At 65.4% G+C, this 22772-nt stretch carries 17 protein-coding genes; 9 read left to right on the forward strand and 8 right to left on the reverse strand.

All coding sequences use genetic code 11. The features are described from left to right. The first annotated feature begins 90 nt into the window (after window positions 1–90). The 9 genes from ABIA71_RS10595 (at window position 91) to ABIA71_RS10635 (ending at window position 13358) form a co-directional block, all read left to right on the forward strand. On the forward strand, window positions 91–1272 hold the full coding sequence (locus ABIA71_RS10595; protein ID WP_354285166.1) for a cystathionine gamma-synthase: 1182 nt from the start codon (window positions 91–93) through the stop codon (window positions 1270–1272). A 37-nt stretch (window positions 1273–1309) separates the two neighbouring features. After that, on the forward strand, window positions 1310–2680 hold the full coding sequence (locus ABIA71_RS10600; protein WP_354285167.1) for a glycosyltransferase: 1371 nt from the start codon (window positions 1310–1312) through the stop codon (window positions 2678–2680). After that, on the forward strand, window positions 2677–3471 hold the full coding sequence (locus tag ABIA71_RS10605; protein ID WP_354285168.1) for an ABC transporter permease: 795 nt from the start codon (window positions 2677–2679) through the stop codon (window positions 3469–3471). The genes ABIA71_RS10600 and ABIA71_RS10605 overlap by 4 nt, the downstream gene beginning before the upstream one ends. Continuing rightward, window positions 3468–4733, forward strand: coding sequence for an ABC transporter ATP-binding protein (locus ABIA71_RS10610; protein ID WP_354285169.1), 1266 nt, complete (start codon window positions 3468–3470; stop codon window positions 4731–4733). Before ABIA71_RS10605 ends, ABIA71_RS10610 begins: the two co-directional genes overlap by 4 nt. Then, window positions 4730–6205 carry an FkbM family methyltransferase gene (locus ABIA71_RS10615; RefSeq protein ID WP_354285170.1) on the forward strand — a complete coding sequence of 492 codons (1476 nt, stop codon included), beginning with the start codon at window positions 4730–4732 and terminating at the stop codon, window positions 6203–6205. Before ABIA71_RS10610 ends, ABIA71_RS10615 begins: the two co-directional genes overlap by 4 nt. Beyond that, a complete protein-coding gene (locus ABIA71_RS10620) occupies window positions 6206–9085 on the forward strand; it encodes a glycosyltransferase (protein WP_354285171.1) in 2880 nt (959 codons plus the stop codon). It abuts the gene before it with no gap. A gap of 286 nt (window positions 9086–9371) precedes the next feature. Continuing rightward, window positions 9372–10406, forward strand: coding sequence for a GDP-mannose 4,6-dehydratase (gene gmd, locus ABIA71_RS10625; protein WP_354285172.1), 1035 nt, complete (start codon window positions 9372–9374; stop codon window positions 10404–10406). After that, entirely contained in the window at window positions 10390–11295 is a 906-nt protein-coding gene (locus ABIA71_RS10630; RefSeq protein ID WP_354285173.1) for an NAD-dependent epimerase/dehydratase family protein, read from the forward strand. The genes gmd and ABIA71_RS10630 overlap by 17 nt, the downstream gene beginning before the upstream one ends. A 56-nt stretch (window positions 11296–11351) precedes the next feature. Beyond that, on the forward strand, window positions 11352–13358 hold the full coding sequence (locus ABIA71_RS10635) for a hypothetical protein (RefSeq protein WP_354285174.1): 2007 nt from the start codon (window positions 11352–11354) through the stop codon (window positions 13356–13358). A 49-nt stretch (window positions 13359–13407) separates the two neighbouring features. Here ABIA71_RS10635 and ABIA71_RS10640 read toward each other — a convergent pair whose 3' ends face one another. The 8 genes from ABIA71_RS10640 to ABIA71_RS10675 form a co-directional block, all read right to left on the reverse strand. Continuing rightward, complete coding sequence (locus tag ABIA71_RS10640) at window positions 13408–15408, reverse strand: hypothetical protein (protein ID WP_354285175.1); 2001 nt, start codon at window positions 15406–15408, stop codon at window positions 13408–13410. Between the two features lie 251 nt (window positions 15409–15659). Then, window positions 15660–16283, reverse strand: a complete 624-nt coding sequence (locus ABIA71_RS10645) for a class I SAM-dependent methyltransferase (RefSeq protein WP_159495664.1) — start codon at window positions 16281–16283, stop codon at window positions 15660–15662. 184 nt (window positions 16284–16467) lie between these two features. Beyond that, window positions 16468–17871 (reverse strand): mannose-1-phosphate guanylyltransferase/mannose-6-phosphate isomerase, encoded by a 1404-nt coding sequence (locus ABIA71_RS10650; RefSeq protein WP_354285176.1) that lies wholly within the window; start codon window positions 17869–17871, stop codon window positions 16468–16470. A 14-nt stretch (window positions 17872–17885) separates the two neighbouring features. Then, window positions 17886–19247: a phosphohexomutase domain-containing protein gene (locus tag ABIA71_RS10655; RefSeq protein WP_354285177.1), complete on the reverse strand. Its 1362-nt coding sequence runs from the start codon at window positions 19245–19247 to the stop codon at window positions 17886–17888. Between the two features lie 164 nt (window positions 19248–19411). Beyond that, window positions 19412–20548 (reverse strand): dTDP-4-amino-4,6-dideoxygalactose transaminase, encoded by a 1137-nt coding sequence (rffA, locus tag ABIA71_RS10660; RefSeq protein WP_354285178.1) that lies wholly within the window; start codon window positions 20546–20548, stop codon window positions 19412–19414. 30 nt (window positions 20549–20578) lie between these two features. Continuing rightward, window positions 20579–21082, reverse strand: a complete 504-nt coding sequence (locus ABIA71_RS10665; RefSeq protein WP_354285271.1) for an EamA family transporter — start codon at window positions 21080–21082, stop codon at window positions 20579–20581. Next, window positions 21018–21779, reverse strand: coding sequence for a GNAT family N-acetyltransferase (locus tag ABIA71_RS10670; RefSeq protein WP_354285179.1), 762 nt, complete (start codon window positions 21777–21779; stop codon window positions 21018–21020). The genes ABIA71_RS10665 and ABIA71_RS10670 overlap by 65 nt, the downstream gene beginning before the upstream one ends. Then, window positions 21776–22729: a glycosyltransferase family 2 protein gene (locus ABIA71_RS10675; protein WP_354285180.1), complete on the reverse strand. Its 954-nt coding sequence runs from the start codon at window positions 22727–22729 to the stop codon at window positions 21776–21778. The genes ABIA71_RS10670 and ABIA71_RS10675 overlap by 4 nt, the downstream gene beginning before the upstream one ends. Window positions 22730–22772 lie beyond the last annotated feature (43 nt).

Genomic DNA, 22772 nt, shown 5'->3' on the forward strand with positions numbered 1-22772 from the left:
TCCGCGTCAACGGCCGATTAAGCCGCCGCTGATAGACTTCCGCTCCTTTTGCGGGAGCCCCCACCGGGGCTCTCCTTGCTGGGAAACAACATGTCCGACCACGCTTCCTCCGGGCACGGCAACCGTGCGCTTGCCCTGGCTACCCTGGCCATCCACGGCGGACAGTCGCCGGATCCAAGCACCGGCGCGGTGATGCCGCCGATCTACGCGACCTCCACCTACGCCCAATCCAGCCCCGGTGAACACCAGGGCTTCGAGTACTCGCGCACCCACAATCCCACCCGCTTCGCCTACGAGCGCTGCGTGGCGTCCCTGGAAGGCGGCAGCCGCGGCTTCGCGTTCGCCTCGGGCATGGCCGCCAGCTCCACCGTGATGGAGCTGCTGGACGCCGGCAGCCACGTGGTGGCGATGGATGACATCTACGGCGGCACCTTCCGCCTGTTCGAGCGCGTGCGTAAGCGCACCGCCAACCTGCAGTTCAGCTTCGTCGACCTGACCGACCTGGCCGCGTTCGAGGCCTCGATCACCGCGCAGACGAAGATGGTCTGGATCGAAACCCCGACCAACCCGATGCTGAAGATCGTGGACATCGCCGCGGTGAGTGCCATCGCCAAGCGCCACGGCCTGATCGTGGTGGTGGACAACACCTTCGCCTCGCCGATGCTGCAGCGCCCGCTGGAACTGGGCGCGGACCTGGTCCTGCACTCGGCCACCAAGTACCTCAACGGGCACTCGGACATGGTCGGCGGCATGGTGGTGGTGGGCGACAACGCCGAGCTGGCCGAGCAGATGGCCTTCCTGCAGAACTCCATCGGGGGCGTGCAGGGCCCGTTCGACAGCTTCCTGGCCCTGCGTGGCCTGAAGACCCTGCCGCTGCGCATGAAGGCCCATTGCGCCAACGCGCTGGCCCTGGCCCAGTGGCTGGAAACGCACCCGGCGGTGGAAAAAGTGATCTACCCGGGCCTGACCAGCCACCCGCAGCATGAGCTGGCCACGCGCCAGATGAACGGCTACGGCGGCATTGTCTCGATCGTCCTCAAGGGTGGTTTCGCGGCGGCCAAGCGCTTCTGCGAGAAGACCGAGCTGTTCACCCTGGCCGAGTCGCTTGGCGGCGTGGAAAGCCTGGTCAACCACCCGGCGGTGATGACCCATGCCTCGATCCCGGTGGAACGCCGCGCCCAGCTGGGCATCAGCGATGCGCTGGTGCGGCTGAGCGTGGGCGTGGAAGAGCTCGGGGATCTGCAGGTCGATCTGGAAGGTGCGCTTTCGTGAGCACGCCCCGCCCCTGGCTTGCACCCGGTTCGCCGTGATGGCGGCACCTGTGCCGACGGGCAGTCGCTGGTTGCGGCTGTCGGCATGGCTGCGCAGTCAGGGGTTGGTGCGTGCCTTGTATCGCCCGCTGCCGCGGGCGTGGCGCGAAAAGGCGTCCTCGGCGATGGCCGGTAGTGTGGTGGAGCAATTGCGCTTTGCCCGTACGCCGGCCTGGTCGCAGCCCATACAGCGGGCGGCCGCCCCGACGCTCCGTCCATCGGAAGCCGGCGCGCCCGGGTTGAACGTTTTCGGCCATTTTTCGGGCGAGTTCGGTCTGGCCGAAGTGGCGCGTGCGTATGCGCGCGCCCTGGCGGGCAACGGCGTGCCCGTCGCACTGGTGGACATCGGTACACCGGGCAACGGCGCCGATCCGCACCTGGTCCACTACTACGACGCGTCCGCCCCGCACGCCGTCAACCTGGTCTGTACCAATCCGGATGATTTTTCCGAGGTGCTCGACCGCATCGGCCCCACGCGCCTGCAGGGCAAGCCCCTGCTGGCCAGCTGGTTCTGGGAGCTGGAGGCGATTCCCGAGGCGTGGCAGCCGGATATCGCGCGCGTGGATGGCATCGTCGTGGCAACGCAGTTCATCCAGGACGCCTTTGCCCGCGCGTGCAGCACGCCATTGTTCCACGTACCTGTACCGATGCACGCAGCAGTGGACAGCGGCCTGCAGCGCATGGATTTTGGACTGGAAGAGGCGCCTTTCCTGTTCCTGTACAGTTTCGACTTCAATTCGTGGATGCAGCGCAAGAATCCCGGTGCGGTGATTGCGGCCTTCCGCGCGGCATTTCCGCCCGGCGACCGCTCGGTGCGCTTGCTGCTCAAGACCAGCCATGGCCACCGGCATCCGGAGCAGCTGCAGACACTGCTGTCCCTTGCCGGCGCCGACGACCGGGTACAGGTGCGTGACGACTTGATCGCCCCTGCGCATGTGGCCGCGCTGCAGCGTTGCTGCGATGCCTATGTTTCCCTGCATCGCAGCGAAGGACTGGGGCTGGGAATGGCCGAGTGCATGGCCATCGGCAAGCCAGTGATCGCCACCGCGTGGTCGGGCAACCTGGACTTCATGACGGCGCAGAACAGCTTGCTGGTGGATGCGCAGCTGGTGCCGGTGCAGCCTGGCGACTACCCCGGAGATCCCTGCGCGCGATGGGCTGATGCCGATATCGAGCAGGCCGCTCTTGCCATGCGCCGCGTCCGCGGCGAGCCGGCCCTGGCCAGTGCGCTGGGCGCGCAGGCACGTACGGACATCCATCAGACGTTGTCATCGGCCGCATGCGCATCTGGCCTGCGCAGCGCCATCACCCACCTGCTTGAACGCACTTCCTTGCCGGGCGACCGGCATTCCCAACAAAGGGTGTCATGAAAGAACTTCTCCGTGCGGTGTGGGCTTACCGCCACTTCATCCTCTCATCGATCAAGAACGACCTGCGGTCGCGCTTCATCCGGAGCAAGCTGGGCGGGTTGTGGATGATCATCCATCCGCTGGCCCAGGTGCTTATTTTCGCGCTGATCCTGTCCGAGGTGCTGGCCGCCAAGCTGCCCGGCATCGACAACAAGTATGCCTACGCGATCTTCCTGATGGCCGGGCAGCTGTGCTGGACGCTGTTCTCCGAAACGCTGCAGAAGTGCACCAACCTGTTCATCGACAATGGCAACCTGATGAAGAAGATGGCGTTCCCGCGGCTGTGCCTGCCGTTGATCGCGGCCGGCCAGATGCTGGTCACCAACGTGCTGCTGATGGTGGCCATCTTCGGGGTGTTCGCCGCGTTGGGCCATCTGCCGGACGCGCAGGCCCTGTGGCTGCCGCCGCTGATGCTGCTGACGCTGCTGTTGTCCATGTCGGTGGGCATCCTGCTTGGCTCGCTCAATGTGTTCATGCGCGACATCGGGCAGGTGGTGCCGGTGGTCCTGCAGGCGCTGTTCTGGCTCACCCCGGTGGTCTACAGCATCAACATCCTGCCCGAGCGCGTGCAGCAGTTCTTCAAGCTCAACCCGTTGTACCCGCTGGTGGCCAGCTATCAGAACGTGCTCGTGTTCGGCAAGCCGCCGATGCTGCGCGAGCTGGCGGTGCTGACCGTCTTTACCCTGGCCGCTGCGTTGGTGGCGATGATCGTGTTCCGGCGGGCCTCGCCTGAAATGGTGGATGCACTATGAGCGGCGAACTGACACTTTCCGGCGTTGGCAAGTCCTACCGGACCTGGGGCAGCGAATGGAAGCGGGTGGCGTCGTGGTTTGGCATTCCCGCCCGTCCCACCGATGAGCATTGGGTACTCCAGGACATCGATCTGCACGTCGGTCCGGGCGAGGCCATTGGTCTGATCGGCCAGAACGGTGCAGGAAAAAGCACCCTGCTCAAGATCGTGACGGGCACCGTGCGGCCCACCGTCGGCCAGGTGGGCCGGCGCGGGCGCATTGCTGCCATCCTTGAACTGGGCATGGGGTTCAATCCCGAGCTTACCGGTCGCCAGAACGCCACCCATGCCGCTGGCCTGATGGGCTACGAGATGAGCCAGGTGCTGGAGGCGATGCCAGCGATCGAAGCGTTTGCCGAGATCGGCGACTACTTCGACCAGCCCGTCCGTACCTACTCCAGCGGCATGCAGATGCGCGTGGCCTTCAGCGTGGCCACCGCCTTCAAGCCGGACATTCTCATCGTCGACGAAGCGTTGTCGGTGGGTGATTCCTATTTCCAGCACAAGAGTTTCGATCGCATCCGGGCCTTCCGCGAGCAGGGGACGTCGATCCTGTTCGTCTCCCACGGCATGTCCGAGGTGAAGACGCTGTGCGATCGCGTGATCCTGCTCGACGCTGGTCGCGTGCTCAAGGATGGTTCGCCCGATGAAGTAGTGGACTACTACAACGCGCTGGTGGCGAAAAAGGAAAATGCCTCGCTCAACATCGAGCAGCATCGGGAAGCGGACGGCTGGATGCTGACGCGCAGCGGGACGCGCGAGGTGACCTGCAATTCGCTGGCACTGCGGGATGCGCAGGGCAATCCGATCCAGGTCGCCACGGTGGGGCAGAAGGTGGAGCTCCGCCTGGTCGCTGGCGTGCACGCGCCGGTGGACCGGCTGGTGCTGGGCTACATGGTCCGCGACAAGTATGGGCACGTGGTCTGGGGCACCAATACCTGGCATACCAAGCAGGTGGAGCACGGGCTGGTTGCCGGCGAGACGGTGGTGTTCTCTCTTCCGTTCACCTGCACGCTCGGCCCGGGTTCCTACTCTGTCTCGCCGGCCCTGGTGAGCGGGGACAACCATCTTGAAAACAACTACGAATGGGTCGACAACCTGCTGGTGTTCGACGTGGTGAATGTTGATCGGGACGTGTTCATCGGTACGACCTGGCTCGATGGCGATTTCGTCATCGAACGGGGTAAAGAACAGCATGTGCCTGCGAAGGGGGGCATCGCATGAAAGACGGCATCATTTCCTACGCGCAGAATTTCGAGGATGTGATCCTCTGGCGCGCATTGGGTCACGTGCCGGCAGGCAACTACGTGGACGTGGGTGCGCAGAGCGCCTACGAGGACTCGGTCAGCCGGGCCTTCCATGAGCAGGGCTGGAAGGGCGTGCACGTGGAGCCCATGCCGTTCTATGCGGAACAGCTTCGCAAGGAGCGGCCGGGTGACGTGGTCATGCAGGTGATGGTGGGGGCCGAAGAAGGGATCGGTGCCTTGTTTGCGATGTCCGGCACCGGGTTGAGCACCTCACGTGAAGACCTTGCCGAGGGCTACGAACGCGATGGCCGGGACGTCACCCGCGTCGTGGTGCCGGTGGTCACGCTCGATCAGGTGCTGGCGATCGTCGAAGGCGATGTCCACTGGTTGAAGATCGACGTCGAAGGTGCCGAAAAGCAGGTCCTGGAGGGCTGGCATGGTCCCTTGCGCCCGTGGGTGCTGGTGATCGAAAGCACGCGGCCCATGAGCCAGGAACAGAACTACGAGGAGTGGGACGCGCTGGTTGTCGAGAAGGGCTACCGGTTCGTGTACTTCGACGGCCTCAACCGCTTCTACGTCAGTGACGCCCATCCGGAACTGGCCGATGCATTCCAGGTCGGGCCGAACGTGTTCGACCGCTTCCGTCTGGCCGGCACCGCCACATCCACCTTTGCCGCCAAGTTGAACCTCGATGCCGCCGCCGCCCACGGCGAAGCGGCACGCAGGGGAGACGACCTGGCGCGGATTTCCGCCGAGCTGGCTCAGGTCAAGGACGCGTTGTCGAGCACTCAACAGGCCAATACGGAGTTCGAGCTGCGGATGCTGCAGCAGCGGCTGGAAGCCAGCGAGCGGCTGAAGGCGCTGCTGGCAGACCAGGCATGGGCCATGAGCCACGCCGGTCGCCTGCAGGAAGAGTTGGTGCAGGCCAAGGCGACCGCTGCCGAGGCCGTGGCCGCCGCCATCGCACAGGTCTCGGAGGAGCGCGACCTTGCGCTGTCCCAGGTGGCCAAGCTGCATGGCGATCTTACGATCATCCATAACAGCACCTCGTGGATCGTCACCGCGCCCCTGCGGGTGTTGTCGCGCATGCTGCGCGCAGTCGCCAAGGCGCCGGTGAGCCTGGCGCGGCAGGGCGTGCACGCGTTCAAGCCTGCAGTGAAACGGGTCGTCTTCGGCGTCCTTCGCCGTGCGTCGCGCTCGCCGAGGCTCAGGCGTACGGCGGGCAACGTCCTGGCGTCGATGCCGACGCTGGATGCGCGCCTGCGCGCCTGGCATGGTGCCGCCATGGGCAGGCCGACGGTGATTCATCCGGGCCCCCAGGTGATCACGGCGGTGGATTCGACGGCCCTCCGGCAACTGCTTGCTGAGCCGTTGCCGGCGGATGTTTCGGCCCAGGCAAGACAGCGTCTGCTGCGCCTGCGCCATGCAGTGGTAGGAGCGAAGGCCTAAGTGCGCATCGTAATCGACCTTCAGGGAGCGCAGTCCGGCAGTCGCTTCCGTGGCATCGGCCGCTATTCGTTGTCGCTGGCGCTGGCCATGGTGCGCAATGCGGGCAGCCATGAGATCCATGTCGTGCTCAATGGTCGCTTCGAGGACAGCATCGAGCCCATCATCAAGGCGTTCGGTGACACGCTGCCGGCGGACCGTTTCCACATCTGGCTGCCGGTGCGCACGGCCGGCCTGGTCGGTGACGATGGGGTGGATGATCACCTGCGTGAAGCCTTCCTGCAGGCGTTGAAGCCGGACATCGTGCATGTGTCCAGTCTGTTTGAAGGGCTGGGCGAACCTGCCATCACCAGCATCGGCGTTGGCAGGAGCCCGATGCGCACGGCGGTGACCCTGTTCGATCTGATCCCGTTGATCTACCGCAAGCGTTACCTGGACAACCCGGTGATGGCGCGCTGGTATCACGGCAAGATTGCGCAGATGCGACGGGCCGACCTGCTGTTGGGTATCTCCGCCTCGGCCGCGCAGGAGGCGGTGGACTACCTCGGCTTCGATGCCGACAGCGTGGTCAATATTTCTTCAGCCATCGACGAGGGCTTCCAGCGCCTGGGGGCCGATGCCCTGGACGAGGCGTCCGTCCGCGGCAGGTATGCGCTGACGCGTCCCTTTGTGATGTACACCGGCGGCATTGACCATCGCAAGAATATTGAAGGGCTGATCCGCGCGTATGCGAAGTTGCCCAGGAACGTGCGATCGGCGCATCAGCTGGCCATCGTCTGCTCCGTGCACGAGGAACCGCGACGCCTGCTGACCGCCCTCATGCGCGACTGTGGATTGCGCGAGGACGAAGTGGTGCTCACCGGATTCGTGCCGGAAGAGGACCTGGTGGCGCTGTACAACATCGCGCGGCTGTTCGTGTTCCCGTCCTGGCATGAAGGATTCGGCCTGCCCGCGCTGGAGGCGATGCAGTGTGGTGCGCCGGTTATCGGTGCGGCCACGTCCAGCCTGCCGGAGGTCATCGGCCTGGAAGAGGCCCTGTTCGACCCGTATGACGACCTGGCCATCATGCAGAAGATGGCGCAGGGCCTGACCGACGAAGCCTTCCGCGAGCGGCTGCTCGCGCACGCGCCGGTGCAGGCGCTGAAGTTCTCGTGGGATGCCAGCGCCATCAAGGCCATCGCGGCGATGGAGGCATGCTGTGAGCGTCCGCTGGCTGCTCCGCGGCCACGCCTGGCCTATGTTTCGCCGATGCCGCCGGAGCGCAGCGGGATCGCCGATTACAGTGCCGAGCTGGTGCCCGAGCTGGCGCGTTTCTATGAGATCGATGTGATCCTCACCCAGCCCGGCATCGACGACCATGCCGTGGAGGGCACGGCGCGGGTGCGTGACCTGGCGTGGTTCCAGGCCCACGGCGCCGGCTATGACCGGGTGATCTACCATTTCGGCAACTCGATGTATCACGCCCACATGGTGGAATTGCTGGAGCGGGTGCCGGGCGTGGTCGTGTTGCACGATTTCTTCCTCAGTGGCCTGTTTGCCTACCGCGAACTGGCCATGGGGATGCCTGGCACATGGAACGAGGCGTTGTACCGCTCGCATGGTTACGTGCCGATGCCGGCCAAGGCCGCCCGGCAACACGAGCAGCTCATGCAGGACTATCCCTGTAATTTCACGGTGCTGTCTGCGGCGCAGGGCGTGGTTGTCCATTCCGCCGTTTCGCGCCGGATGGCCCAGCAGTACTACCCTTGCGGTGATACGGCGTCGTGGCGTGAGGTTCCCCTCATGCGTGCGCCGGCGTTCCCCGGCACTGCCGAGCGCCGCGCTGCACGCGCAGCCCTGGGCCTGCCTGAAAACGCCTTCGTGGTCTGCAGCTTCGGCTTCATGGCGCCGTCCAAGCAGAACGCACGCCTTGTCGATGCGTGGCTGGCGTCACCGCTGGCCAAGGATGAGCGGTGCCATCTGGTTTTCGTCGGCCAGGCCGATCCGAACGACTATGGCCATGCGCTCGAGCGCAGCATCCAGTCCAGTCCGGCAGGCAAGCGTATCCACATCACCGGGTTCGCCGAGCGGGAGGATTTCCGCCGCTACCTGATGGCCGGCGACGTAGCGGTGCAGTTGCGGACTTTCTCGCGAGGCGAGACGTCGGCTGCGGTCCTTGACGCGATGAATCACGGGTTGGCCACCGTGGTCAATGCCAACGGCGCCATGGCCGACCTGCCCGACCATGCCGTCATCAAGTTGCCTGATGCGTTCGACGATGCGTCGCTGCAGGACGCACTGGTCACGCTCTACCGGGATGACACGCTGCGCGCACGCCTGTCGGCCGACGGCCGGGCGTTCATGCTCGACTTCCACGGGCCGCGTCGATGCGCAGAGGCGTACCACGAGGCCATCGAAGCGTTTCATGGCGCTGCCGAAGCGTCACCGCAGGCGTTGGTTACCTCGCTCGGTCGCTATCTGGCCCACGGGGGCGGGATGGTGGATGAAGCCGCGCTGGGCCAGGCCATGGCGTGGAGTTTCCCGGCGGCTTCGTCGTGTCCCCAGGCATTGGTGGACATCGATGCGTTGAGCGTGGCCGGCAGCGAGAAGGCGCTGGAGCGACTGCGGGTGCTGCTGCTGGCGCCGCCGCCGGGCTGGCGGATCGAGCCGGTGAGCTGCCGCGGTGACGGCGTCTACCGATATGCGCGCAAGGCAACGCTCGCGCTGCTGGGCTGTCCTGACGACATGCTTGCCGACGATCCAGTGGACGCAGCACCGGGTGACCTGCTGCTTGGCCTACCCGACGCGCAGGCGGTGGACAGTGTGGCGCGCCGCAATCTGCGCTGGGCGGGCGTGCAGGAGGCGAACTGGGATGACTGGGCACCGAGGATGCACGCTGGATAACGTGCTCGACCACCGTAGTGCGACGGCAACCGGGCCGGCGCTGCAACCGCGGACACTGGCAGGGCGGGCCGGTGCTGCAGGCTGTGATGGGCGTGTCGCGGGGAATGTGAATACCCGTGGCAGAATATCCCGCTTCAGCCTACTGCCAAGCTCGCTGGGGGTCCGGGCGCGCGGCTTCGCTGCGCAGCCACCCGGCGCGTAGAGAACGTCGCTCCCGTTTGCTGCCGGATCTGCAGCAGGGACGACCTGCCAAAACCGTATCAATCATTGAAGAAGAAAACACATCATGAAGAAGGCAATCATCACGGGTATCACGGGTCAGGACGGTGCTTACCTGACCGAACTGCTGCTTGAGAAGGGCTACGAGGTCCATGGCACGTACCGTCGCACCAGCTCGGTGAACTTCTGGCGCCTGGACGAAGTGGGCGTGCTCAACCACCCGAACCTGCATCTGGTCGAGTACGACCTCACCGACCTGGGCACCACCATCTCGATGGTGCAGAAGATCCAGCCGGACGAAATCTACAACCTGGCCGCGCAGAGCTTCGTGGGCGTGAGCTTCGAGCAGCCCACCACCACCGCACAGATCACCGGCGTAGGCGCGCTCCACCTGCTGGAGGCGATCCGCCTGATCAATCCGAAGATCCGCTTCTACCAGGCGTCGACCTCGGAAATGTTCGGCAAGGTGCAGGCCATCCCGCAGATCGAAGAGACGCCGTTCTACCCGCGCAGCCCGTATGGCGTGGCCAAGCTCTACGCGCACTGGATCACGGTGAATTACCGCGAAAGCTACGACATCTTCGGTTCCAGCGGCATCCTGTTCAACCACGAAAGCCCGCTGCGCGGACGTGAATTCGTGACCCGCAAGATCACCGACTCGGTGGCCAAGATCAAGCTGGGCCAGCTGGACTGCCTGGAGCTGGGCAACCTGGACGCCAAGCGCGACTGGGGCTTTGCCAAGGAATACGTGGAGGGCATGTGGCGCATGCTGCAGGTCGACCAGCCCGACACCTTCGTCCTGGCAACCAACCGCACCGAAACCGTGCGTGACTTCGTGCAGATGGCCTTCAAGGGCGCGGGCATCGATGTTGAGTTCCGTGGCAAGGACCAGGACGAAACCGCAGTCGATACGGCCAGCGGGAAGACGGTGATGCGCATCAATGCGAAGTTCCACCGCCCGGCCGAAGTCGACCTGCTGATCGGCAATCCGGAGAAGGCCGCGCGCGTGCTGGGCTGGAAGCCGACGACTACTCTGGAACAGCTGTGCCAGATGATGGTCGAGGCGGACCTGAAGAGGAACGAACGTGGTTTCTCCTTCTGAGATCACCGGTAAGCGTGTCCTGATCACGGGGGCGTCCGGCTTCACCGGACGCTACGTGATCGAGCGGCTGCAGGCCGATGGGTACGAGGTGGTGACCCTGGGGTCGCACTCGGGCCCGTCGGCCACCGCGTCGGTGGATCTGCTCGATCGCGCAGCGCTCCAGGCCGCCCTTCAGGCGCTGCAGCCGGCGTATGTCATCCACCTGGCGGCGATCTCTTTTGTCGCCCATGGGGATGCCGATGAAATCTACCGGGTCAACATCGTAGGCACGCGCAACCTGCTCGAGGCCCTTGCCGGGTTGCCGACGCCGCCGGCGCATGTGCTGCTGGCCAGCAGCGCGAACGTGTATGGCAACGTGGGCGGTGTCCTCGGCGAAGACGCGCCGTTGTCGCCGCAGAATGACTATGCCGTCAGCAAGATGGCCATGGAGGCGATGGCGTCGCTGTGGAAGGACCGGCTGCCTATCACCGTGGTCAGGCCGTTCAACTACACCGGGGTAGGGCAGTCCGAACGGTTCCTGATTCCCAAGATCGTGGGGCATTTCAAGCGCCGCGCGCCGGTGATCGAGCTGGGCAACATCGACGTGTCGCGCGATTTCTACGATGTGCGCTGGGTTGCCGAGTTGTACGCGCGGTTGCTCGCCACGCCCGGCGTGGGCGAGGTGTACAACATCTGCTCCGGCGTGGAGTGGTCGCTGCAGCAGGTGATCGAAACGCTCAACGCACTCTCCGGCTACACGATCGAGGTGCGGGTGAACCCCGCGTTTGTGCGCGGCAACGAAGTCAAATCGCTGCGTGGCTCCAACGACAAGGTGTTGGCCAAGGTCGGTGAGATGCCTGCGTTCGACTTCGCCTCCACCCTCTCCTGGATGTACGGAAGCACCCCGTGAGCCGATCTCCATTGAACGTTGCCCCCGCCCAGCAACGCGGTTGGCCGGACGCCCTCGTGCGGGCCGGGCAGTTCCTGTGCGATGACCGCCGCCGCACCCTGCTGGCGGCCTTCCTGCTGGCGGTCAATTTCGTCCTGCTGGTGGTGTTTCTCTTCGTCAGCTACAAGGGCATCTTCCACTCCGATTCGGCGGTCCGGGTACTGCTGGCGCAGGAGATGCACGACACCGGCCGGTTCTTCCCGGCGGGCTGGAACTATGTCAACAAGGATCTGATGATCCTGTTCGCCCAGCTCGGCGTGTGGCCGCTTCAGTTCTTCTATGAAGGCAGCTACACGCTTTATGCGGTGACCGGCGTTGCAGTGGCCGTGCTGATTTTGGGCAGCGTCTGGTGGTTTACCGGGCTGCTCGGCGGTAGTACCTGGCAGCGTGTGCTGGCGCTGGCTGTCCTGGCCGGCGGGGTTTCGGCGGGAATCGAGGAAGATATCTTCGGCCAGGCGGCGTACGGCATCCTGCTGATGCTCAGCTGCCTGATCACGGTGCTCACCTGGAAGTCGATGACGGCCCTGCCGCAGCGACGTCCGCTGTGGTGGGCATTATTGTTCGTACTGGTTGTCCTGTGTACGTGGAGCAATCCGCAACGCGCCGCAGCCACTTATCTGCTGCCGCTGTATTGCGGCCTGGCCGCCTATCTGTGGGGCGAGGACTGGAAGCCGCGGCTGCGGGCGTCTGTGCCGGTCGTGGCCGCCACTGTGCTCGGGTTCGTCATTGGTGCCGGTCTCAGCGTATGGACGCTGACGCAGGTCAACAACAATGCGGGCGTGGGCGCAGCCCATTGGCTCGATTTCAATGCGATGGCCACCAACATCGTGCATACCGCCCACGGCCTGGTGGCCCTGCTGGGCGGCGTGCCGGCTGGTGGCGGTAATGTCATCAGCGCGCCGGGCATTTACGCGGCGCTGCGGCTGCTTGCCGCCGTGATCCTGCTGGTGCTGATGGGGGGCAAGGTCGTTTCGCTGTGCCGAAGTGCCAGCCCGCAGGCACGCTTCGTGGGCGGGATGGTGGCAGGTTTGGCCGCGTGTTTCCTGTTCCTGCACGTCACCACCACGGTGGCCGACATGAACGATCCGGTCAGCGTGGCTCGCTATCTGGCACCGGCGACCACGCTGGCGCTGCTGCTGGTGATCTGCTCCCCGCTTCAGAGCGCGTCCCGCCTGGGGGCAGTGCTCGTGGTGGGACTCAGCCTGCTGTTGGCCACCAACAGCGTGGTGCGTTTCAACCCGGGCTCGATGATCCATCCTGCCTGGCAGAACCCGCAGCGTGATGCGTTGCTGGCCGAGTTGAAGGCCATGGGGCTGCAGTATGGGTACGCCACCTATTGGAATGCCGGTGCTCTCACTGTCCTGAGCGGCGGCGACGTCAAGATCCGGCAGGTCGAGGTCTTCAATGGTCTGCCGGTTCCGATGCGTCACCTCTCGTCGGACCATTGGTACGAGCCGGAAGCCTGGCAGGGCGAGACGTTCCTGCTGCTGACCGACACCGAAGCGGCGTCGATCAACTGGGGGACGCTGACCCACTATGCCGGCCAGCCGATCCGGCAGGCCAGGATCGGTGACAAGCAGGTGTTCGTGTTCAAGCAGAACCTGGCCCTGGATGTCCCCGGCTGGAGTGCGGTGCTGCGCAAGCCGCTGCGGATCAACGCAGGGCCGGACGGGTCGAAAACGGTCGGGCGCTGGGTGGACTCCGCCCAGTCGCTGAAGGCCATGCCCGGGGAGTCCGGCTACCTTCAGTTCGGCCCCTACGTGTTGCTTGGCCGCGGACGCTACAGCGTCACGTTCGATGTCGCCGGCCAGGCAGATCCTGCACAGCAGGTGGTCGCGGTCGTGGATGTGGTCGCCGCAGGCGGGGCGCAGGTGCTGGGCGTGGCGGAGGTGCACGGCGACGGTACCGCCCAGCACACCATCGAGTTCAGCCTGGACAAGCCCGTGGCCACCCTGGAGATGCGCGTGGTTGCCAACGGCACCGGCGAGGTCACCTACAAGGGCGTGACACTGTCAGCGCGTTGAGCACGCGCCGGCCGCCAGCGCCCGCCGGGGCGCTGGCGCGGGGTCTGATTCACTTGGACGAGAGCGTGAGTCCTTTGTACGCCACCTCGCCGCTGCCCGTTGCCATGACCCGTAGTTCCAGATCGGTGACCGGCTGATCCAGGCGGAACTGGATCGTATGCGTGGCCTGGCCGTCCGCCCGAACCTCCGCAGAGCGGAGAATGCCGGTGCCGCCCGAAACCGATACGTCCACAACGGCAATCACCTGCCCCGTCGGCTCGCTGCTGCCGGTGACGTCATAGGTCACCTGATAGGTACCGCGACGCAGTGGACGGTACGGGCCGTATTGGAGGAACCCGGATTCGCCCACGCGTGTCCGGAGCGCGCCTTCTGCATCGACCCACCGGCCGACCATTTTCGCGCTGTCAGGCGCGGCCGACAGGCGGAACGGCGCATTCAGTGCATTGCTCCAGTTGGGCAGGTCCCGCGCGATGTTGTTCTTGAAGACGAACAGGTGCAGGTTGCCGACGCGCGTTTCGCGGATCGGCGCCCCTGCATGGCGGGTCATGGCGCTCCAGTCCATCGCGGCCATGTCGCTGTCATTGAGCAACAGGAAGGTCTCGCCTTGCCACGCCTCCGGTTCGTACCAGCGATCGGATGACAGGTGGCGCATGGGTAGGGGCAGGCCACCGGAAATGATGATCTGGCGGATCCGGATCTCGCTGCCGCTCAGGACGGTCATCGACCCGGCGTTCCAGTAGTTGGCATAGCCGTAGTGCAGCCCCAGCGTCTTCAGCTCGGCGACCAGCGCTTCGCGTTGTGGATTCTGCCAGCCCGGATTGATCAGCGACCCGGGATTGGAGGACACCACACTGCTGGTGGCCAGCAGCAGGCTCATGCCCACCACCAGCAGCGACCGGAGCGGCGTGGCGGTATCGAGCGGCGAGCAGACCACCGCCATCACCCCGAGGACAACCATCGGGGTCAGGTAACGTGCCGCGCTGACCGGGTCATTGATGTCGGGAATGGTGGTCGTGGCCTGCAGAAACAGGAAGCACAGTGAGAGGCCCGCCAGCAGCCCCCCCACGAAACGCGTGCGATCGTTGGGGCCTGCGCACATCACCACGATTCTTCGCCCGATCATCACCAGAAGCACCAGGGCGGCCAGCAGCCTCACCGCGGCGTACAGGCCGACCGCAGTGGTCACGCTGCCACCGCCGACCGGTACGCCGCCCAGCAGGCCCATCAGCGCATGCCCGGTGTGCACCACGTTGGCGGCCATTCCGTCAAAGCTCAGCCAGCGTGCGGCCCCCGCGCCGGCATTGTTGTTCACTCGGGTCAGCGTCAGCACGCTCAGAACCGCGCCTGCCGCGAAGCCACCCAGGGCCGATACAACGACTGGCACGCAGCGATGCAGGCGTGGCTTCCACTCCCCGCCCCAGGCGTAGGCGGCCAGTCCACAGAACAGCGGCAGCAGGTAGGACGCGGCCGACCGCTGCGGGTTGCTCCAGGTGACCAGGGTCACCAGCCCGAAGAGCAGGGCGCACCACAAAGCGCGCCGCGGCATCGCGCGGCTCATGACCTTCCAGGCGAGCACCGTGACCAGGCAGGTGAACATCACCACCGCGCCGTAGGCGGCCTGTCCGAACACATCCTCCGCGACGCCGCCTGAGATGCCGCCGGCCAGCACCGCCACTGCCAGCACCCTCTGCCAGGGTCTGCCGTCCAGCAGCCCGGTGAACCAGCCCGCGCTGGCCAGAATGAGCAGGGCCACCACGCTGCTGGAGATCGCATAAAGCGTGTAGCTGTTGTCGAAGAAGAACAGCAGGGGAAAGATGCCCAGCTGGCCGAACAGGACCATCAGGTCTTTGTTGACGTAGTTCCAGCCCGGCGGGAAGAAACGCGCCGTATCGTGCATTTCCTGCGCGAGCAGGTTCTTGACGGCCGAATCGGAGTGGAAGATCCCTTTGTAGCTGATGAACAGGTAGGCGATCAGCAGGACCACATTGATCACCAGCAGCACCGATGCCAGTACGGTACGCCCGCGCTCACGGCTCAGGAAGCCGGCCACGCCGGCGCGCCAGCGCGCTTTCCCCCGCACATGCGGTACCGCACTCGAGTGCATCGATGCTCTGCTCACAGGTCGATTCCGCAGGAAGAACCACGTTTGGTCTCTACCGGGTCTCACCCAACCCGGGCATCATCTGGCAGTGCGTTTCTTGCTCAGGTTGCTCTGTGTCGCCGCGCTTCCCCGCGCGGCGCTGTTGCACGATGCCGCCGTCAGCCCCCCGTGGCTGATGCGCGCCCAGGCATCGTTCGCCCTCAGGCCCGGCACTCCATCACGCAATGCGTGTACGGAACGTAGATCATGTCGTGGCGAACGGTGACTTTGACGTCCTGGAATGCCTTCTCCGCCAATGCGCGGTAGGCGTCCGGCGTGCGGATGTTCTGGCCGCGGTCGCGCAGGATCAGGTTGCGTGCCAGGGAGGACTGGTCGTCCACCAGCGTGCCATCCATGGTGACCAGGTGGCCACCGGGCTTGAGCTTGCTGCGCGCCGACTGCATCAGCTTCACCACGATATCGTCGTCCAGATGGTGCAGGATGCCGACTGCAAGGACCACGTCGGCCAGCTCGTCGCCATCCTGTGGCTGGTAGTCGGCAATGTCCATGCAGTGGAACGTGGCGCGGTTGCCGAAGCGGCGGTTGGCCGATTCGATGTAAAGCGGGGACAGGTCGAAGCCGTGGTACCCGGCTCCTTTGGGCAGGTGGGGGACGATCTCGCCGGTCCCGCACCCGATATCCAGGATGGTCGCGTTGGGCCCCGGTCGCGCATGGTCGTTGAGCAGGCGTTTACGTGCCTTCTGTGCACCCAGGATGTTCTGCAGCAGATCGTAGGCCCACGGGGCCGAGAGAATTGCGTGAAGGCCGGTCGTCTTCTGGGCCATGGCTAACCTCTCGAGGTACGGGGTGGGGGGAGGCCGGAATGACCATCCTGGCTGCTGATAGTCCTGCAGTTGCAGCTGGCCAGCAAGTGCGACTGCGACATGCCAGGCCGATGCACGCCCAGCAGAGGCAAAAAACCCCGCCGAAGCGGGGTCTTGAGCGCCTTGCAGGTACCTGCGCGCGTGCTCAGGCCCGGCCGTAGCTGTCCTCGAAGCGCACGATGTCGTCCTCGCCCAGATAACTGCCCGACTGCACTTCGATCAGCTCCAACGGCAGCTTGCCCGGGTTCTTCAGGCGATGGGTGACGCCCAGCGGGATGTAGGTGCTCTGGTTTTCGGTCAGCAGGATGACCTCCTCGCCACGGGTCACCTCGGCAGTGCCGCTGACGACGATCCAGTGCTCGGCACGGTGGTGGTGCATCTGCAGGCTGAGCGTGGCACCCGGCTTGACAGTGATGCGCTTGACCTGGAAACGGCTGCCGTTGTCGATTGAGTCGTAGGCGCCCCACGGGCGGTAGACCTTGCGGTGCGCGGCCGCTTCGCTGCGGCCGTCGCGCTTGATCCGGGCCACGATTTCCTTCACGTCCTGCACGCGGTCCTTGTGGCCCACGAACACCGCATCATCGGTTTCCACCACCACCACGTCATCCAGCCCGACCATGGCGATCAGGCGGCTGCCGTAGGCATAGCTGTTGCGGCAATCGACCGCGATCACATCGCCGTGGCAGGCATTGCCCGAGGCATCCTTGTCCGACACTTCCCACAGCGCCGACCAGGAGCCCACGTCGTTCCAGCCGGCATCCAGCGGCACCACGGCCGCATCGGCGGTCTTTTCCATCACCGCGTAATCGATCGAATCGTTCGGGCTGGCGGCGAAGGCGTCGGCATCCAGGCGGATGAAGTCGCTGTCGCGCGACGCCTTGTCCAGCGCGGCACGGCTGGCGGCCAGGATCGCCGGCTGCAGGGCTTCCAGCTCGGCCAGGTAACGCGAGGCCTTGAACAGGAACATGCCGCTGTTCCAGAAGTACTCGCCGGACCGCACGTACTGTTCGGCGGTTTCCAGGTTCGGCTTCTCGACGAAGCGCTCGACCGCGCGCACGCCCTGGCCGGCCGCAGCTTTGATATAGCCGTAGCCGGTTTCCGGTGCGGTCGGCACGATGCCGAAGGTGACCAGCTTGCCGGTCTGCGCGGCCGCCGCGGCCTGCCGGACTGCTTCGTGGAACGCCTTTTCATCGCGTACCACGTGGTCCGACGGCAACACCAGCAGCAGCGCGTCGTCGCCGTTGGCCAGCGCCTGAAGCGCAGCAATGGCGATCGCCGGGGCGGTGTTGCGGCCAATCGGTTCGAGGATCAGCGCCTGCGGCGTGACGTTGCACTCGCGCAGCTGCTCGGCGGCCATGAAACGATGTTCCTGGTTGGCTACCACGATCGGCGCGGCACCCGCGATCTGCGCAACGCGCTTCCACGTGGCCTGGAGCATGGTGTCCTCTCCGACCAGCGGCAGGAACTGCTTCGGATAGGCCTCGCGCGAGACGGGCCACAGGCGGGTGCCGGAACCACCGGAAAGGATGACGGGAACGATGGGCAACATGGATGCGTCCTGGATCAGTGTTGGGCCGCGCTGCCGCCGATCAGGGCGGTCAGTTCGTCGGTGCGGGCGCGCAGCAGGGCGGCGTCACCACGGGTCTCCACGTTCAAGCGGAGCAGGGGTTCGGTGTTGGAGCTGCGCAGGTTGAAGCGCCAATCCTTGAACTCGGCGCTGACCCCGTCGGTGTAATCCAGGGTGGGCTGCTCGCTGGCGTAATGCGCCATCACGCGGGCAACGGTGGCCTTGGCATCGTCGACGCGGAAATTGATCTCGCCGCTGCACGGGAATGCCTGCATGCGGTCGGCGACCAGATCGCCCAGCGACGTGCCAGTCTGCGACACCAGCTCGGCGATCAGCAGCCACGGAATCATGCCCGAATCGCAGTAGGCGAATGCGCGGAAGTAATGGTGCGCGCTCATCTCGCCACCGTAGATGGCGTCTTCGGCGCGCATGCGCTCCTTGATGAACGCATGGCCGGTCTTGCTCATGATCGGCACGCCACCGGCCTGCTGCACCATTTCCACGGTGTTCCAGGTCAGGCGCGGGTCGTGGATGATCTTGCCACCCGGGTGGCGCTTGAGCAGCGCGGTGGCCAGCAGGCCCACCAGGTAGTAGCCCTCGATGAAGTCGCCCTGCGCATCGAAGAAGAAGCACCGGTCGAAATCGCCGTCCCAGGCAATGCCGAAATCGGCGCCATGCTCGCGCACGGCAGTGGCGGTGGCGGCACGGTTTTCCGGCAGCAGCGGGTTGGGGATGCCGTTGGGGAAGCTACCATCGGGCTCATGCTGGATGCGGATGAACTCGAAGGGCAGGTGCGGCGCAAGCTGGTCGATCACCAGGCCGGCCCCACCGTTGCCGGCGTTGACCACGATCTTCAGCGGCTTCAGCACGCTGCGATCCACATAGCCCAACAGGTGCTCGATGTAGGCGCTCTTGTCGGTGTCCTGGCGCAACTGGCCGTTGCCGTCGGCCGGCAGTGCGGTGTCGGCGGCGGCGTAGTCACGCACGTCGAACAGCCCGGTGTCGCCACTGATCGGGCGCGATTGCTCGCGCACCAGCTTCATGCCGTTGTAGTCCATCGGGTTGTGGCTGGCGGTCACCATCACGCCGCCGGCGGCCTGCCGGTGGAAGGTCTGGAAATAGACTTCCTCGGTGCCGCACAGCCCGATGTCGATGATGTCGCGGCCAGAGGCACGGAAGCCCTCGGCCAGCGCCTGGTGCAGCTCGGGGCTGCTCAAGCGGATGTCGTAGCCCAATACCACCGGGCCCGGGCCCAGCAGCGTGGCGGTTCCTGCACCAATGCGCTTGGCCAGCGGCGGGTTGAGTTCTTCGGGCACCCGGCCACGGATGTCATAGGCCTTGAAGCAGGGAAGCGTCATCAAAGAAGTCCTTTTGGGGGTGACCATCGATTATAGCGACACGGTCCGTAAGGGCGCGTCAGCCTGCCCGGCCCGCGTACTCGCCAGTATTCAGCTTGCGTGCTGCCTGCGCCCCGGCACCGAAAGGCGCGGGCAGCAGGCTGTTCCACCCGCCCTGGACCGGGTCAGGCCAGGGCGGCGCGCAGCGCCTCGTCGGCATGCTGCAGGATCGTGTCCATCTGCTGTTCCACGCCCACCCACAGCGGCAGGCGCACCAGGCGCGCGCTGATGTCGTCGGTAACCGGCATGGCCGAACCGCAGCGGCCATGTTCCAGCCCGGCCGGGGACGAATGCAGCGGGATGTAATGGAAAACGCTCTGCACACCGCGCGCTTTCAGCTCTGCGATGAAGCGGGTGCGCACCTCCAGCGAGGGAAGCAGCAGGTAGTACATGTGCGCATTGTGCGTGCAGTCGGCCGGTACGCTTGGACGCTGCACGGTGCCGGCGCGTTCATGCGCCTCGGCCCAGGCATGGTATCGGTCCCAGATGGCCAGGCGCTGGTCGGTGATCTGCCGGGCCGCATCCATCTGCGCGGTCAGGAACGCCGCGGTGATCTCACCGGGCAGGAACGATGAGCCCACGTCTACCCAGGTGTACTTGTCGACCTGGCCGCGGAAGAAACGGCTGCGGTTGGTGCCCTTCTCACGGATGATTTCAGCGCGTTCGGCGTAGGTGCTGTCGCGGCAGAGCAGGGCGCCGCCTTCGCCGGAAATGATGTTCTTGGTTTCATGGAAGCTGAGCGCGCCCAGCTCGCCGATGGTACCCAGCGGGCGTCCTTTGTAGGTGGACATGATGGCTTGCGCCGCGTCTTCCACGACCACCAGGCCATGCCGCGCGGCGATGTCCATGATCGTGTCCATCTCGCAGGCCACGCCCGCGTAATGCACCACGCAGATGGCCTTGGTACGCGGGGTGATCGCCGCCTCGATCAGCTGTTCGTCGAGGTTCAACGTGTCGGCACGGATGTCGACGAACACCGGAATGGCGCCACGCAGCGCGAAGGCATTGGCCGTGGAAACGAAGGTATAGGACGGCATGATGACCTCGTCGCCCTCCTCCAGGTCCAGCAGCAGCGCCGCCATTTCCAGGGCCGAGGTGCAGCTGTGGGTCAGCAGGGCGCGGGCCGCACCGGTGTTCTGCTCAAGCCATGCGTGGCAGCGTTTGGTGAACGGGCCGTCTCCGGACAGATGGCCGTTGGCATGTGCCTGGGCAATGTGCTCCAGTTCGCTGCCCGTCATGAATGGTTTGTTGAATGGAATCACGATGGCTCTCAGGGCAGGTGTCGGGGCGGGTCAGGCGACGGATCGGGACAGGACGACCACGCCCAGCATGATAATCAGCGTACCGGCGATCTTGTAGGCATCCAGTTGTTCGCGGAAGAGCACTGCGGCGAACAGGGCGACAATGAAGAAATTGATCGCCATGTACGGGTAGGCGCGGCTGAGCGGCATCCGGCTCAAGGCGGCCATCCAGCACAGCGACGCGCCAAAGGCGGCCACGAAGGCCGAGATAACCCACGGCTTCAGCAGCAACTGCAGCAGGTTCAGGGGTTGGATCGGGCTGGCCAGAAGGTGGCCGTGCACTCCCACCTGCCACTTCAGGACAAGTTGTCCGTAAGCAGTCAGCAGGATGGTCATGCCGATGAATACATAGCTCATGCAGAAAGGCGCCTGGAAAATAAGGGCGGCAGGCAGGTCCCGACGTCGGGACCTGCCTGCGGAAAGAGGGGCATCATGGCCGGCGCAAGGCGCTCGATCGCGCCAACCTGCGGTCCAGATGGTAGGTGTCCAGTGCAGCGTACAGCCGGAGGCCGGCCTTGGCCCACTGTCGCTGTACGCCGTAGTTCCAGACCTGGGTCGAGATGATCAGGCGCTGCAGCGCCTGTTGCCCGTAATGGTGCACCAGGTGGCCGAGCAGGCGCCCATAATGGCCGCGGCGCTCGAAATCCGGGTGGACTGCATTGAGAACGATGTCGATGGTGTCGCCATGCCGGTCACAGGTGGCGAACCCGGCAATGGCGCCGCCGTCGGTGACCACCCAGGTGGCGGCGCGGTCGGGGGTGTTGTCCAGCCGGCTCTGGGCCCACTCGACGTATCCGGCGTGCACCTTGTCCTGCGGCAACAGGGGGTTGGCGGCGTAGTGGGCGCGGTAGCCCTGGAAACTGGCCGTGGCGATCAGGGCGATCGCGTCACGGTCGGCGGCCGTGGCGATACGGACGTTGGGGGCCGATTCGCCCGATCCGGCGGCCAGTGGCATGCCGTGGTAGACCAGCGTGTCGGCATGGATGACGAATTCACCCTGTTGCTGCAGCGCGGTGGCGATGTCCGAGCGTCCTGCGGCGGTGCGCAGGATGATCAGGTCGGCCGCCGAGCGTGCGACCGCCTCGACGATGGTGGACACGGCGGTGTCCTCGTCGAACGCAGCGCGCTCGACCAGGATGCCGAAACGGGCCGAATCCAAGGCGGCCGGTACGAGGCCGGAGACGGCAGTCATGCCGCGTCCTTCCAGGTGTCCTGCCAGACAATGAACGCCGGCCGCTGCTTGGTTTCGTAGTGGATGCGGCCCAGATAAAGCCCGACCACGCCCAGGCTGGCCATGATGAAGCTGCCCACCAGCCAGACCGAGGCGAGGATGCTGGTGAAGCCGGCCACCTGGATGTCGCCGGCCAGGTAGCGGAGCATCGCGAACAGCGCGATGCACACGCCCACCGAGGCCAGTGCGAACGCCAGGGACATGACCAGCCGCAGCGGCTTGTCCGAGAAGGACAGCACGATCCGGGTGGCCATCTGGATCAGCTTGCGCAGGCTGTAGCTGCTCTGGCCTTCGGTACGCCGTCCGTGTGACACCGGGATGGCGCGCGTACGGAAACCTGTCCAACGTGCCATCAGAGGCAGGAACCGGTCCATCTCGGGCATGCCGTTCATCGCATCGACGACCTTTCGGCTGTAGGCCCCGAAGTTGGCCGTCGAGGCGTCATAGCGGGTATCGGTGAGCCAGCCCAGCGTGCGGTAGAACAGGCGCGAACCAGAGCGTTTGAGCCAACTGTCCTGGCGTTCGACGCGCTGGCCGAGCACGATCTCGTGCTCGCCGTCCAGGCCCGCCAGCAGTGCGGGAATCTCTTCCGGAACGTCCTGTAGATCGCAGTCCATGACCACCACCGTCGCCCCGCGCGCGCGGGACAACCCGGCGCTGATGGCGGCGTGCTGGCCGAAATTGCGCGACAGCCTGAGCCCACGCACGGCGTCCGATCGCGAACTGATCTCGCAGATGCGGCGCCACGCGTTGTCCGGGCTGTCATCGTCAACCAGAATCAGCTCGTGGCTCAGGCCCGCACCGGACAGGCTGGCGCCTACCCGGTCGGCAAGATCCTCCAGACAACTGGCGCACCCGTACACAGGCACGACCACCGACACGTCGGGGGGCGTGCCTGGAAGGCCACTCACCGCGGTTTCATCGCAGCCGATCACGGCAGGCACCTATCTGGAG

The sequence above is a fragment of the Stenotrophomonas sp. 2619 genome, assembly GCF_040548725.1.
Classification (GTDB): domain Bacteria; phylum Pseudomonadota; class Gammaproteobacteria; order Xanthomonadales; family Xanthomonadaceae; genus Stenotrophomonas; species Stenotrophomonas maltophilia_AP.

Coding starts and splice junctions, on each gene's coding strand:
- ABIA71_RS10595 (WP_354285166.1), top strand. CDS start 91: ATGTCCGACCACGCTTCCTCCGGGCACGGCAACCGTGCGCTTGCCCTG.
- ABIA71_RS10600 (WP_354285167.1), top strand. CDS start 1,310: ATGGCGGCACCTGTGCCGACGGGCAGTCGCTGGTTGCGGCTGTCGGCA.
- ABIA71_RS10605 (WP_354285168.1), top strand. CDS start 2,677: ATGAAAGAACTTCTCCGTGCGGTGTGGGCTTACCGCCACTTCATCCTC.
- ABIA71_RS10610 (WP_354285169.1), top strand. CDS start 3,468: ATGAGCGGCGAACTGACACTTTCCGGCGTTGGCAAGTCCTACCGGACC.
- ABIA71_RS10615 (WP_354285170.1), top strand. CDS start 4,730: ATGAAAGACGGCATCATTTCCTACGCGCAGAATTTCGAGGATGTGATC.
- gmd (WP_354285172.1), top strand. CDS start 9,372: ATGAAGAAGGCAATCATCACGGGTATCACGGGTCAGGACGGTGCTTAC.
- ABIA71_RS10645 (WP_159495664.1), bottom strand. CDS start 16,283: ATGGCCCAGAAGACGACCGGCCTTCACGCAATTCTCTCGGCCCCGTGG.
- ABIA71_RS10650 (WP_354285176.1), bottom strand. CDS start 17,871: ATGTTGCCCATCGTTCCCGTCATCCTTTCCGGTGGTTCCGGCACCCGC.
- ABIA71_RS10655 (WP_354285177.1), bottom strand. CDS start 19,247: ATGACGCTTCCCTGCTTCAAGGCCTATGACATCCGTGGCCGGGTGCCC.
- ABIA71_RS10670 (WP_354285179.1), bottom strand. CDS start 21,779: ATGACTGCCGTCTCCGGCCTCGTACCGGCCGCCTTGGATTCGGCCCGT.